At 44.8% G+C, this 12,894-nt stretch carries 13 protein-coding genes; 9 read left to right on the top strand and 4 right to left on the bottom strand.

The genetic code is table 11. The features are described from left to right. Window positions 1–67: 67 nt before the first annotated feature. Window positions 68–610 carry a replication initiation negative regulator SeqA gene (seqA, locus tag L5L91_RS10310; RefSeq protein WP_263236392.1) on the bottom strand — a complete coding sequence of 181 codons (543 nt, stop codon included), beginning with the start codon at window positions 608–610 and terminating at the stop codon, window positions 68–70. 298 nt (window positions 611–908) lie between these two features. On the opposite strand from seqA, the gene L5L91_RS10305 reads away from it, so the two are divergent. The 6 genes from L5L91_RS10305 (at window position 909) to efp (ending at window position 4,746) form a co-directional block, all read left to right on the top strand. Then, window positions 909–1,685: an alpha/beta fold hydrolase gene (locus tag L5L91_RS10305; RefSeq protein ID WP_263236390.1), complete on the top strand. Its 777-nt coding sequence runs from the start codon at window positions 909–911 to the stop codon at window positions 1,683–1,685. A gap of 101 nt (window positions 1,686–1,786) precedes the next feature. Next, window positions 1,787–2,008 carry a DUF2788 domain-containing protein gene (locus L5L91_RS10300; protein ID WP_006081578.1) on the top strand — a complete coding sequence of 74 codons (222 nt, stop codon included), beginning with the start codon at window positions 1,787–1,789 and terminating at the stop codon, window positions 2,006–2,008. A 10-nt stretch (window positions 2,009–2,018) separates the two neighbouring features. Continuing rightward, window positions 2,019–2,291, top strand: coding sequence for a LexA regulated protein (ybfE, locus tag L5L91_RS10295; protein WP_006081577.1), 273 nt, complete (start codon window positions 2,019–2,021; stop codon window positions 2,289–2,291). Window positions 2,292–2,345: 54 nt separating this feature from the next. Further along, complete coding sequence (fldA, locus tag L5L91_RS10290) at window positions 2,346–2,873, top strand: flavodoxin FldA (RefSeq protein ID WP_006081576.1); 528 nt, start codon at window positions 2,346–2,348, stop codon at window positions 2,871–2,873. An 85-nt stretch (window positions 2,874–2,958) separates the two neighbouring features. After that, the gene (earP, locus tag L5L91_RS10285) at window positions 2,959–4,140 is read left to right on the top strand and encodes an elongation factor P maturation arginine rhamnosyltransferase EarP (protein ID WP_263236387.1); all 1,182 of its coding nucleotides are present in this window, start codon (window positions 2,959–2,961) and stop codon (window positions 4,138–4,140) included. A 45-nt stretch (window positions 4,141–4,185) separates the two neighbouring features. Next, complete coding sequence (efp, locus tag L5L91_RS10280) at window positions 4,186–4,746, top strand: elongation factor P (protein ID WP_105252465.1); 561 nt, start codon at window positions 4,186–4,188, stop codon at window positions 4,744–4,746. 146 nt (window positions 4,747–4,892) lie between these two features. Here the strand turns inward: efp and L5L91_RS10275 are convergent, their stop codons facing one another. Together L5L91_RS10275 and L5L91_RS10270 are read right to left on the bottom strand one after the other, a co-directional pair. Then, window positions 4,893–6,227: a glutamine synthetase family protein gene (locus L5L91_RS10275; protein WP_317630173.1), complete on the bottom strand. Its 1,335-nt coding sequence runs from the start codon at window positions 6,225–6,227 to the stop codon at window positions 4,893–4,895. Window positions 6,228–6,524: 297 nt separating this feature from the next. Next, complete coding sequence (locus L5L91_RS10270; protein ID WP_113939692.1) at window positions 6,525–7,907, bottom strand: Na+/H+ antiporter NhaC family protein; 1,383 nt, start codon at window positions 7,905–7,907, stop codon at window positions 6,525–6,527. Window positions 7,908–8,661: 754 nt separating this feature from the next. Between L5L91_RS10270 and L5L91_RS10265 the strand changes: the two genes are divergently transcribed. From L5L91_RS10265 to L5L91_RS10255, 3 genes are all read left to right on the top strand, one after another. Continuing rightward, window positions 8,662–9,876 carry a pyridoxal phosphate-dependent aminotransferase gene (locus L5L91_RS10265; RefSeq protein ID WP_263236382.1) on the top strand — a complete coding sequence of 405 codons (1,215 nt, stop codon included), beginning with the start codon at window positions 8,662–8,664 and terminating at the stop codon, window positions 9,874–9,876. 212 nt (window positions 9,877–10,088) lie between these two features. Continuing rightward, window positions 10,089–10,676 (top strand): 5'-deoxynucleotidase, encoded by a 588-nt coding sequence (gene yfbR, locus L5L91_RS10260; protein ID WP_263236381.1) that lies wholly within the window; start codon window positions 10,089–10,091, stop codon window positions 10,674–10,676. A gap of 25 nt (window positions 10,677–10,701) precedes the next feature. Next, entirely contained in the window at window positions 10,702–12,051 is a 1,350-nt protein-coding gene (locus L5L91_RS10255; protein WP_168825240.1) for an anti-phage deoxyguanosine triphosphatase, read from the top strand. Window positions 12,052–12,236: 185 nt separating this feature from the next. Here the strand turns inward: L5L91_RS10255 and L5L91_RS10250 are convergent, their stop codons facing one another. Then, window positions 12,237–12,878, bottom strand: a complete 642-nt coding sequence (locus tag L5L91_RS10250) for a bifunctional 4-hydroxy-2-oxoglutarate aldolase/2-dehydro-3-deoxy-phosphogluconate aldolase (protein WP_028759995.1) — start codon at window positions 12,876–12,878, stop codon at window positions 12,237–12,239. Window positions 12,879–12,894: the final 16 nt, after the last annotated feature.

The raw sequence follows: 12,894 nt of genomic DNA, 5'->3' as shown, positions 1-12,894 counted from the left end.
CTCTCCTGCACTCAATTACAATTAGAAAAAGTAGAAAAATGTCGTACTAACCAGGCTCACCCGCGGATTAAACGCGCTCGGCGATGCCCGCAGCTACTGTCGCATCACAACCAAATTGCACTAAAACTTCCGATAAAATAGTGCGTTTCTTGGCGGTATTGTTGTTACTCGTTACCCAGAAACCACTTGCACCAATTTCTTTTGGGTTAGCCGAAGCACTCGCTTCGAGCAGTTCCTCCTTAGAGCGAGCAAAATACAAACGATCGCGCCCTTGGATCTGCAAAATTTGTGAGAATTGCTCTGGGGCTAATTGATACAAACTTTCGAGCAAAAACAGAAAACGACCTACTGCGCCTTTTTGCTGCGATAACTGATGTTCATCGACTAAGCGACTAAAATCATTCACTGCTGGCACTGTTTGCGCCGCGATGGGCTGAATAGGTTCAGCTTCAAGGCTCGGTTGGCTAATCGCCAAAGGCTGGGGTTGTTCGACCGCATCGACGGACAGGCCGAGTAATCGACGAAGAATGTCAGAGGCGCTCTCACCAATTCGTTCTGTTTTGCTGGCAATATGACGATAGAGCTCTTCATCTACTTCGATATATTTCATAACCTTAATTATCCTTTGTTATTCGACAGGCTTAACCGAAAAAAGTGTACCACAGCGATCGGGGCAGATCATTGCGATCTGTTACCAGTGTATCTATCTCTATCAATCTGATAAAGCGCCATTATTCTAAAAGTGCGGGAAATAGCACAGCAAACTAGCAGTTAATCGACAATTGCCGAAAAAGCACACAAGTTACTGGCCGCCCCCACTATAGAAATGGCAACTGACTTGTCAAGCCAACGGCATTAAGGGCACAATTCGCGTCACGCTAAGCTAAAAATCTCCAACAGGAATCACCATGAACTTTGTTTCCACAGGCCAAGGACCCGCAGTGCTCTTGATCCACGGCTTGTTCGGTAATCTAGATAACCTCAAAGGTCTAGGGCAAGTATTAGAAAATCAGTATCAAGTTATTCGTGTCGATGTGCCCAATCATGGTTTAAGTGAGCATTGGGATCAAATGGACTACCCTCGCCTCGCCACTGCAATGATCAGCTTGCTCGACGAACTGGCTATTGAACGCGCCCATATTGTGGGTCACTCCATGGGCGGTAAAATCGCCATGGCGACGGCGTTAGCCTTTCCAGAGCGCATTATCAGCATGGTGGCAGCCGATATCGCCCCTGTCGCCTATGAGCCAAGACACGATACAGTGTTTGCGGCATTAGAAAGTCTGCCCTTAGAAGGCCATACCGACAGACGCTTTGCCCTAAACCACTTAATTGACAATGGTATTGACGAAGCAACGGCACAATTTTTACTCAAAAATCTACAACGCACGGATACTGGCTTTCGTTGGAAAATGAACTTAAGTGGCCTAAAGGCTTGTTATCCTAATATTATTGGCTGGCAAAATCAGACACTAAATCCAGTACAAAGCTATGCTGGACCAAGTCTGTTTATTCGCGGCGGCGACTCAAATTATGTCACTAGCGAGCACAGAAGCGCTATCATGGCGCAATTCCCCGCGGCACAGGCAAAAACACTTGAAGGATGTGGTCATTGGTTGCATGCGCAAAAACCCGCCATTTTTAACCGGATCGTGTCTGAATTTATTGACAAACACTCAATGTAAATCAGCAGCAAACTCGACCGAAAGCATATGGCAGCCGCCATCTTGTTGTGATATATTCGCGCCTCTTTTGGCCTTAGAACACTCTCAAGGACTAAGAAAGTATGTTATCTCAGTACATGGAACAAATTGAAACCATCGGCCTGAACCTGTTTTTTGCCTCGATATTTTTCTTTATCGGCATGGCCATCCACGATGTGCTTAAACAAGGTAACGTGCCAAAATTTGGTCGATTTATTGTTTGGTTAGTGTTATTTCTCGGCTGCGCCGGGTTTATTGTAAAAGGTATTATCCAGATCACTTGGGAAGGCTCAGGGATCGGTTAACAATAAGAACATGGCAAAAGAAGCGACAGACAGAACCACTATTGACCTTTTTGCCAACGAAAAGCGCCGGGGCCGACCACGTAGCAATCCTTTGTCCCGTAGCCAACAGCTTAAGGTCAACAAACGCAATCAAATCCAGCGCGATAAAGCCAACGGATTAAAGCGAATAGAGTTAAAGGTGTCACAAGATTTGTATGACGCCTTGAATGAGCAGGCATTGGCCAGTAACATCAGCCGTAGCCAGTTAATCGAATTAATTCTTCAGCAACAAGTTGAGTGCTGAACGAGTACCAGCAAGATTAACCTAATAAGTGAACTAGACATTAAAGGATAGACAATGGCAACTGTAGGTCTTTTTTTCGGTAGCGACACAGGTAACACCGAAGCTGTAGCCAAGATGATCCAGAAAAAACTGGGTAAAAAAATGGTTGAGGTGAAAGATATCGCCAAAAGTACCAAAGAACAGATTGCAGAGTATGACTTGCTGCTGTTCGGCATCCCGACCTGGTATTACGGTGAAGCGCAATGTGACTGGGATGATTTCTTCCCTGAATTAGAGCAAATTGATTTTACTGACAAACTTGTCGCTATTTTTGGTTGTGGTGATCAAGAAGACTACGCTGAGTACTTCCTCGATGCCATGGGCATGGTTGGCGATATTGTTCAGGCCCGTGGTGGTATTATCATCGGCCATTGGCCAACTGCAAGCTACAATTTTGAAGCCTCTAAAGGTCAAGTCGATGACGACCACTTTATTGGTTTAGGTATCGATGAAGATCGCCAACCAGAGCTGACTGAAGAACGTGTTGATGCTTGGGTTAAGCAAATTTACGAAGAAATGTGTTTAGCTGAATTAGAAGATTAATTCTGTTAACCATTTGATTAAAGCGGCTTAACGCCGCTTTTTTTATGCATATATTTCTGACTAAGAATAACGACATACCACACTCATGACCAACACACCCAGCTCCACCCATTGGGATATCTTTTGTACCGTCGTCGATAACTATGGCGATATTGGCGTCACTTGGCGTTTAGCCAAACAAATGGCTAATGAGTACCACATTCCAGTTAATTTGTGGGTCGACGACCTCGCAAGCTTCTCCCATATCTTACCGACACTCGATCCACTAAAAGCCACTCAAACCTTCAATGGTGTGAATATTATTCATTGGAAAGAGCCTTTGCCTGTAGCGTTTGTCGCAGGAGCTGTGCTCATCGAAGCCTTTGCCTGTGAACTCCCCGAACAGGTAAAAGCGCAGCTGGCTTATTTACATCAGAACGCCCCAAAATCTGTACCTGTTTGGCTGAATTTAGAGTATTTAAGCGCAGAGGATTGGGTTGAAGGCTGCCATGGTCTGCCATCGTTACAAGCCAATGGTTTGAAGAAGTATTTCTACTTTCCCGGTTTTAGCGCCAAAACGGGTGGACTCATTTGCGAGCAAGATTTGTTTGCCGAGCGCGATGCTTGGCAAGCTAACTCAGCTAACAAATTACAGCTTTTTAGTCAGCTAGGTCTTAAGGGGATTGAGGCTCAAGATACTGTGATTAGCATCTTTAGCTATGAAACCGAGGCACTGCCGGCGTTATGCGAGTTATGGCAGCAATCGGCCGAGAAAATTCATGCGCTAATCCCCAAGGGTCGCAGCTTAAACAGTCTGACGCATTTACTGCCCTGTGAAATTGCCGCTCTAGTGCCGGGTCAACAGGTAAATCATGGCAATTTAACCCTGCACATTTTACCTATGACTGACCAACAGGGGTTTGATCGCCTGCTCTGGAGCAGTGATTTTAATATCGTGCGCGGTGAAGATTCCTTTTTACGTGCCCAATGGGCCGCAAAACCCTTCATTTGGCACATTTATCCCCAAGAAGATGATTATCACCTCGTAAAATTAGAAGCTTTTCTCAAACTTTACTGCGATAATCTGCCACCTAAAATTGCTTGTTATTGGTCTGAATTGAATCTCGCGTTCAACCAAGCACAGCAATCAGCCGTGAGCCTTCACTGGCAAAACCTTAATCCTGTTAATTTGCCCTTGTTGCATCACCATGCTAAACAATGGCCAATTAATGCATTAAATGCTGCAGATCTCGCTACTCGACTAGTTCAGTTCGTTAAAAACAGCTAAGATACTGCGCGAAAACAGAAAAATCTAAACATAGGAAATAGTGTAATGAAAACTGCTCATGAAATCCGTCCTGGTAACGTGATCATGTTAGATGGCAGCCCATGGGTTGTGCAGAAAACTGAAACAACTCGTTCTGGCCGTAACGCTGCTATCGTTAAGTTAAAGTTGAAAAACTTACTGCTTAACTCTGGTACTGAAACGACTTTCAAAGGTGAAGATAAGTTAGAAGACATCATCTTAGATCGTCTTGACTGCACATATTCTTACTTTGCAGATCCTATGTTTGTATTCATGGATGCAGAATACAACCAATACGACGTAGAAGCTGAAAACCTAGGTGATGCAGCGGCTTATATCGTTGACGGTATGGAAGAAACTTGCCAAGTGACTTTCTATGATGGCAAAGCTATCTCTGTTGAAATGCCAACCACTATCGTACGTGAAGTGATCTACACTGAGCCTTCAGCTCGTGGCGACACTTCAGGTAAAGTGATGAAGCCAGCGACTATCACTGGCGGTGGCACAGTGAGTGTTGCTGACTTCGTGAAAGTAGGCGACAAAATTGAAATCGACACTCGTACTGGTGAATTCAAGAAGCGCGTTTAATCGCCCTTCTCGTTTCCAGACGAAGAAAAGCCAGTGCTTGCACTGGCTTTTTTGTCGCTATTTTTTAGTCACTCATTTTTAAGACTCTTGAGTCATTGAAGGGGTTAAAACTTTAATAAGTAATAATTCCCTTATTCATAAAAGCGTTAGCATTGCGGCCCTAAGAAACGTCGCTCCCAAGCCCCTATCTCACTCAAATAACTTTGGAATTCAATTTCCTTCACCGATACAAAGCCAGTGACAAAATCGTCCCCGAGTAAGCGTCGTGCCGAATCACTTTGGCGCATTTGCGTTAACGCAGCTAAAAATGTCTGCGCTAGGTCATGGCTGCTATCGTAGGCGCTCCCGGTTTCTGGTGCACTTGGCGATAATTTTTCTTCCATTCCGGCAAGGCCCGCAGCCAAAGATGCGGCAATCATCAAATACGGATTGGCATCGGCGCCCGCAATACGGTTTTCTACCCGTCTCGCCACCGGAGCACTTAATGGCACACGTAGGCCCGTGGTGCGATTATCAACGCCCCAACTTAAATTAATCGGCGCTTGACTGCCGGAAATGTAACGTCTAAATGAATTGATATTGGGTGCAAATAACAACATTAAATCAGGTAGATACTTTTGTAATCCGCCGATATAGTGGTGAAAACGGTCAGTGTCGCTACCATCTGCATGGCTGAAAATATTATTACCTTTATCATCGACGACACTTTGATGTAAATGCATAGAACTGCCGGGTTGACCCGCTATGGGTTTCGCCATAAAAATCGCATTCAAGCCATGTTTTATGGCGATTTCTTTCGCGGCGTATTTAAACATAAAGGCTTGATCTGCAAGAGCCAGCGGATCGCCATGCACTAAGTTAATTTCATATTGCGATAGCCCCATCTCATGGATCCAAGTATCACCTTTAATCCCAATCGCATCGATAGCGGCATTAAACTCATCCCAAAATGGCGCGAGTTCATTGAGCATATTCATGCTAAACGCGGATTGACCATTTTCAGCTCGGCCACTTTTTGAAATGGGCGCCTGATACGGCACACTCGGATCGGTATTCGCCTCCGTAAGATAAAACTCAATCTCAGGGGCCACCACGGGCGTTAACCCCAAGGCTTGGTAACGGGCCAACACATTTTTTAACATAGAGCGCGGCGCAAATGGACATAAATTACCATCCAGTAATACGCAGTCATGGATGGCAAATGCGCGCGGCACTGTGCTCCATGGGATCATCTTGAGAGTGCTGTAATTGGGGACGAGTAAAAGATCAGGATCAGCATCAGGGAAAACAGGATCGTAGGAATACTCACCGGTAATCGCTTGCATCGAAATCGCTTGGGCAATACGTAATTCAGCACCCTGAGCAAAACTTCGGGCTGGCATAAGCTTTCCCCTTGGATAGCCTGAAATATCAGGGAATAAACATTCGACATCACGTATTGTGCCGTGCTCGAAAAACGCAGTAAGAAGAGTTGAGTCCATTTGATTCGTTTGCCACTAATGTTGAAAATAATACCCTGAAGGATGCAAAGTATAATCAGGCTTTGATTTGAAAAGCTACATGGCGACGATGAAATATGTAAAATATAAATGACAATTCCGTAAAATATAATTTGACATCAGTTGAAAATCTTCATTTAGCAGTGTAATCGTGTTTATTCTAGTTCAAGCCTCATCACTCTTTACTCACCTTTTACTCATTCTAGCCGCCTAACCCCATTACGGCAGACATAAAAAAACCAGCCGTAGCTGGTTTTTTTATATTAATCGTGACAGAAGTTATGCAATCACAATAAAGCCGATAAATGCTATTACTGCTGCGATAAGTGCATAAGGTAACTGAGTCACAGCATGGCTCACTAAGTTACAACCTGAGCCTTGGGCGGCCAATACGGTTGAATCTGAGTAGAAGCACGCTTGGCTACCAAATGATGATGCAGACAATAAGGCCCCAATGACTAATGGGATGTCCGCCCCTACCGCTTGCGCTAATGGCATCACGATAGGAATCGTCACGGCAAATATACCCCAGCTCGAACCTGTGGCAAATGCGAGTATAGCCATAGATAAGAACACTACCGCAGGTAGCAATTTAGGTGTCATAAATGGGCTTAATGATTCAATGACATACTGCGGCAGTAATAACTGATCGCACACATCCTTAAACACAAACGCCGCAATCACAGTGCTAATTGCTGGTAGCATGCTTTTAAAGCCATCGATCATTTGGTCCATCATCTCTGAAAATGGCATCAAACGCTGCACTGCATAATAAGGAATCGTGATAACTAAGGTCGCCAGCAAGCCTTTCCACACGTCGATATCAAAGTACACGGTAAAGGCAACTAACAAACCAATAGGCACTAAAAAGTTATGCAGTTTGCCCTGATTATCGGCGTGCTTAAATTCCTCTTCTATGGCTTTAACCGCATATTCATCCGAAGTTTGAACTTGGTCGAAATCCACTTGCGCTTCAGCGGGTTCACCTTGGGCAGCGCGCAGCTGCGCAGTCTTCATTGGACCAATGGCGGGCACAATACCTAATGCGACAAGTAGCACCATAGCCACAGCTAACCAAGCATAAAGCATATAAGGAATGGCTTGCATGTAAACTGCAATGCCTTGACCTTCGGCTGCCACACCGTTATCCACCAGTAATCCACCAAAAAATACCGCCCAAGTCGATAATGGCACTAACACGCACACGGGCGCGGCGGTGGAGTCTACGACATAGGCGAGCATTTCACGGGACACTTTAAATTTATCCGTTACACGCTTCATGGTTTCACCCACGGTCAACGCATTGAGATAGTCATCGATAAAAATCACGATCCCAAGGATAAATGTCATTAATAGGGAAGATTTAGGTCCTTTCGCCAATTTAAGTGCATTGCGGCCAAACGCTAATGCGCCGCCAGTTCGTACTAAAAGTGCGATGAGCGCGCCAAAACCACCACACACCAGAATCAACCAACCTATGGTTTCATCGGCCATAACCTTCAATGACACACTAGCAAAATTGTTTAAGACTTGACTGGGATCGAGTAACAGGAAACCGGTTACCGCACCTATGATCAAAGATAAAATAGGACGGCGTAACCAAATAGCTAACACCAATACCACCAAAGGTGGAATGAGACTTAACGCTGTCGGTTCAGACATGCACTTAGGTCCTCTAAATAAATCGCCTAAAAGGCAAATGGTTTTAGAATAACGTCTGAAATCAACACGATTCAGAACGTCAACACAGCTGCTTCATGATGACTAACCCTGAAGATAAAACCCGCGAATTGCTTGCTATCTAAGGTGCCTTGCCAAAAACATCGCGCAGAAAATAAAGCGCATCGAATATTGAGTCAACTATAAATTTAACTTGATAGAAAATAAATTGAATTCCCGTGAGACAATTTTACATAACCGCATAATCTAAAAGACTTTTAACGCCATTGTAACTTAAACATTTATGATCTTCTTAGCTTAATAAGCATTCAATAAATATGCCTAATTATCACAAGATAAAATGCCGCTTGCATAAGTTTACCTTATCAAAAATCTGTGATTAAAAATCAACCATTAAGTATCAGCTAAAATACATTTTCTTCTGTTACGATTAATATGGCTAATATAGAAAAATCAAATATGAGTCAGCTAATGAAAACGCATTTTCATCTTTCGAAATGAAAAAACATAAACAAGATTCCTCTACCAACCCAACAGATAAACAATCTTAAAATCATACAAATATCAGAACATAAAACTTGTGCATATTTCTTTAATCGACTGTTAAAGCATATTTAACTGAGGGGTATTTATAAAAAAAGCGCAATTCTGTGCTTATCCCCCCTTTCATCTACAATGAAATTTCGTTATGGTGCGCTAACTTAAGCCAAAACTTTATGCATGTTCCGAGGTGTAAATGCGCCCTATCATCAAATCCAACAAGCTGGATACCGTTTGCTATGACATCCGCGGCCCAGTGCACAAGGAAGCCAGACGTTTAGAAGACGAGGGGCATCGAATCCTCAAACTCAACATTGGCAATCCGGCCCCCTTCGGTTTCGAAGCGCCTGAAGAAATTGTGCGCGATGTGATCCTCAATTTACCCAGTGCCCAAGGCTACTGTGAGTCAAAAGGATTATTCTCTGCCCGTAAGGCCATAGTGCAGCATTATCAAGCCCAAGGGATTTTTGGTGTCGATATCGAAGATATCTATATAGGTAACGGCGTTTCAGAACTCATTATGATGGCAATGCAAGGCCTGCTAAATACCGATGATGAGATCTTAATCCCCTCACCAGACTATCCCCTGTGGACAGCAGCGGCGAATCTCGCGGGCGGCAAGGCTGTGCATTATCGCTGTGATGAAGAAGCGGACTGGTTCCCCGATCTCAACGACATTAAAAGTAAAATTTCATCACGTACCCGCGGCATAGTGCTGATTAACCCGAACAACCCAACCGGAGCTGTATACAGCAGAGAATTACTGCTGCAAGTGGTTGAACTGTGTCGTCAACATGATCTGATCCTTTTTGCCGATGAAATTTACGATAAAATTTTATACGACGAAGCCAAGCATATTCCTGCTGCGGGTCTATCAGACGATATTTTAACTGTTACTTTTAACGGTTTATCAAAGGCTTATCGTGCAGCAGGATTTCGTATTGGTTGGATGATGTTATCTGGCAATCTTAAGGCTGCTAAAAGTTACATCGAAGGCTTAGAAATGCTGTCCTCGATGCGCCTCTGTGCAAACGTGCCCAATCAACATGCGATTCAAACCGCGCTCGGCGGTTATCAGAGTATTAACGAGCTTATTTTGCCTAATGGCCGCCTCACAGTCCAAAGGGATGCCTGTTACGAATTACTTAACCAAATTCCAGGTGTGAGCGTTAAAAAACCCAAGGGCGCACTCTATGCCTTCCCGAAACTGGATATGAAGAAATTCAACCTAAGGGATGATGAGCGTTTAGTGCTGGATTTACTCAGAGAAAAGAAAATTCTGTTAGTGCACGGCACGGCCTTTAACTGGCCTGAGCCTGACCATTTGCGAGTGGTTTTCTTGCCCTATAAAGAAGATCTGAAAAAAGCATTTACCGAGTTTGGCGCCTTCCTCGAAAACTATCGGCAGTAAGTCTATCCTCAGTTAACAGTTTGAGTCATAAAGCGATCCTAGTGGTCGCTTTATTTTTAGCTATTTCTTTAAATCCTCTACGCTCATGCTCACGTGTCATCCAAGGCTGTGATAATCTAAGACTTCACTAGCGTCAATACTGCCTATTCACTCGTTTCATGTCTTCCATTGCAGCTTGTCGCCTACCGATTTCACTCTTTAGCAGGAAAACTATGAGTCATTTATTTGCGCATTTAGCTCGCATGAAACTTATCCAACGCTGGCCTTTGATGTACAACGTTCGCACTGAAAATGTTCAAGAACACTCGCTGCAAGTTGCCATGGTGGCCCATGCACTGGTGATCATCAGTAATAAAAAGTTCGGCACAACGCTCTGCCCCCATCAAGCCACTAGTCTGGCGATTTTTCACGATGCCAGTGAAATTCTCACGGGTGACTTACCGACGCCGGTAAAATACTTCAATAAAGAAATTGAAGCCGAGTATAAAAAGATTGAGGCGATTGCCGAGCAGCGCATGTTAGATATGGTACCTGAGGAATTTAAAGAGGATTATCGCAGTCTGTTCATCAGCGATTACGCCGATCCCGTTTACAAGACCATAGTGAAATCCGCAGATACTCTGTGTGCCTATCTTAAATGCCTTGAGGAAAACCGCGCGGGCAACAGTGAATTCAATACCGCCCGTAAGCGTCTCGAAGACATGCTGTCGACGAATCCTGATCCCGCAGTACAGTATTTTATGAACTGCTTTGTACCCAGTTTCACTTTGAATTTAGACGAAATTAACAAGATGCTTTGATTTTCCACTCTCGCTAGGAATGCATATGACTTCAAGTGTTTGGCAAGAACGCCGTCATGGTGAAGATAAACAACGGCGCTTTGATCACCGCAGCCCCTACCAAAGAGACAGGGCGCGTATTCTCCACTCGGCCGCCTTTCGCCGCCTTCAGGCCAAGACCCAAGTGCTCGGTGTTGGCATGAATGACTTCTATCGCACCCGATTAACCCACTCACTCGAAGTCTCGCAAATTGGCACTGGCATAGCCGCGCAGCTCAGACGCAAATATCCACAACATAAGCAGCTGCTTTGCTCTATGAGCTTATTAGAGTCCTTATGTTTAGCCCACGATATTGGTCATCCTCCCTTCGGCCATGGCGGTGAAGTCGCATTGAATTACATGATGCGCGACCACGGCGGCTTTGAAGGCAATGGCCAAACTTTTCGTATTTTATCGAAACTTGAGCCCTACACCTTAGATTTTGGGATGAACTTATGTCGGCGTACCATGCTCGGGATTTTAAAATACCCAGCGCCGCACTCGAAGCTATTTGTCGCGGGCGAGCATAGTGAAATAACCAACCACAGACAGTTAAAACCGTCACAATGGCCGCCGGTTAAGGGCATTTTCGACGATGATAACGACATCTTCGCTTGGGTGCTTGAGCCTTTATCTGAGGCAGATAGCCGTCGTTTTACATCGACTCAGCAAGGTTCACACCCCGCCCTGCACCACTATCCGCATCTGCGAACCCAGTTTAAATCCTTCGATTGCTCAATTATGGAACTGGCAGATGATATTGCCTATGCGGTGCACGATCTCGAAGATGCGATTGTGATGGGCATAGTCACAGCGTCCCAGTGGCATCAAGATGTGGCGCCGACACTGACGAACAGCAGTGATGCGTGGATAAAACAAGAGCTGGCAGATATTGGCAACAAGCTGTTTTCCCATGAGCATCACCTGCGTAAAGATGCCATAGGCACACTCGTTAATGGCTTTGTCACCGCTATTGTTATCTCAGAAGATGACGTGTTCGAAGAGCCATTATTGCGCTTTAATGCGACGTTAGAGCCAGAATTTGCCATTGCGCTCAATGTGCTCAAGCAACTGGTTTATAAATACGTTATTCGTAAACCCGAAATCCAAATGCTCGAATATAAAGGCCAGCAGATTGTGATGGGCTTATTCGAAGCCTTCGCTTCCGATCCCGAGCGTTTACTGCCACTGAACACCCAAGAGCGCTGGCGCGAAAGTGAGCAACAAGGTTTAAACAGTCACAGAGTGTTGGCGGACTATATTTCGGGGATGACAGATGAGTTTGCAGGCAGACTGTATCAACAGCTATTTAGCCCAAAAGCCGGCTCAAATGTGGAACTGAGCAAGGAAATGTAGGTAAACAGACATTGCGCGGCCCGACTTGCTATAAAGCCAGACCGTTTGTAAATGTACGAGTTTCTATAAAAGCTAGACTTTCTATAGCGTCGGCTATCGCAGACATTCTTTATCAAAGGCTAAAGATAAAAGACAAAAAACCACCTCGCGGTGGTTTTTTATTTTGTCACTATTTCAAACTCGATTTATAAAGCGCCAATGGCATCTTTACAAAGTTGAGTGATACGATCCCAATCGCCGTGTTCCATTGCATCCGTTGGCGCAATCCAACTACCACCAATACAATCCACGTTTTTCAGCGCTAAATAATCTTTATAGCTGCTTGGCGTAATGCCACCTGTTGGGCAGAAGCGAATATCCGCTAGCGGACCCGAGAAGGCTTTCAGCGCATCAACACCACCCGAAGCTTCGGCTGGGAAGAATTTAAAGTGGGTGTAACCGAGCGCCATCCCCGTCATCACTTCTGAAATGCTCGCAACCCCTGGAATTAAAGGGATTGGACCATGCATACCCGCTTTGAGCAGTTCAACCGTTGCCCCTGGGGTAATAATAAACTGCGCACCCGCGGCAATCGCAAGATCAAGCTGAGCTTCGTTTAGGATAGTCCCTGCGCCCACTAAGGCCTCAGGCACTTCTTTAGCGATTTTAGTGATAGCTTCGAGTGCACAAGGCGTACGCAAAGTCACTTCTAACACGCTAATGCCGCCGGCAACCAGTGCTCGCGCTAATGGCACCGCATGTTCAATCTTGTTAATCACCATAACAGGAACAATAGGGCTGCGTTTAAAAATATCTTGTGGCTGTAGTGACCAGTTATTCTCAAGCATTGCGTTATTCTTCCTT

Origin of the sequence: Shewanella sp. SM55, assembly GCF_025654025.1 — a bacterium.
GTDB lineage: Bacteria > Pseudomonadota > Gammaproteobacteria > Enterobacterales > Shewanellaceae > Shewanella > Shewanella oncorhynchi.
This window is presented reverse-complemented; position numbering and strand designations above follow the sequence as displayed.

Bases quoted from the DNA above. Each gene is read 5' to 3' on its own strand.
- earP (WP_263236387.1), top strand. From the start codon at position 2,959: ATGACCAACACACCCAGCTCCACCCATTGGGATATCTTTTGTACCGTC.
- efp (WP_105252465.1), top strand. From the start codon at position 4,186: ATGAAAACTGCTCATGAAATCCGTCCTGGTAACGTGATCATGTTAGAT.
- L5L91_RS10255 (WP_168825240.1), top strand. From the start codon at position 10,702: ATGACTTCAAGTGTTTGGCAAGAACGCCGTCATGGTGAAGATAAACAA.
- L5L91_RS10305 (WP_263236390.1), top strand. From the start codon at position 909: ATGAACTTTGTTTCCACAGGCCAAGGACCCGCAGTGCTCTTGATCCAC.
- seqA (WP_263236392.1), bottom strand. From the start codon at position 610: ATGAAATATATCGAAGTAGATGAAGAGCTCTATCGTCATATTGCCAGC.
- fldA (WP_006081576.1), top strand. From the start codon at position 2,346: ATGGCAACTGTAGGTCTTTTTTTCGGTAGCGACACAGGTAACACCGAA.
- L5L91_RS10265 (WP_263236382.1), top strand. From the start codon at position 8,662: ATGCGCCCTATCATCAAATCCAACAAGCTGGATACCGTTTGCTATGAC.
- L5L91_RS10270 (WP_113939692.1), bottom strand. From the start codon at position 7,907: ATGTCTGAACCGACAGCGTTAAGTCTCATTCCACCTTTGGTGGTATTG.
- L5L91_RS10300 (WP_006081578.1), top strand. From the start codon at position 1,787: ATGTTATCTCAGTACATGGAACAAATTGAAACCATCGGCCTGAACCTG.
- L5L91_RS10250 (WP_028759995.1), bottom strand. From the start codon at position 12,878: ATGCTTGAGAATAACTGGTCACTACAGCCACAAGATATTTTTAAACGC.
- yfbR (WP_263236381.1), top strand. From the start codon at position 10,089: ATGAGTCATTTATTTGCGCATTTAGCTCGCATGAAACTTATCCAACGC.
- ybfE (WP_006081577.1), top strand. From the start codon at position 2,019: ATGGCAAAAGAAGCGACAGACAGAACCACTATTGACCTTTTTGCCAAC.
- L5L91_RS10275 (WP_317630173.1), bottom strand. From the start codon at position 6,227: ATGGACTCAACTCTTCTTACTGCGTTTTTCGAGCACGGCACAATACGT.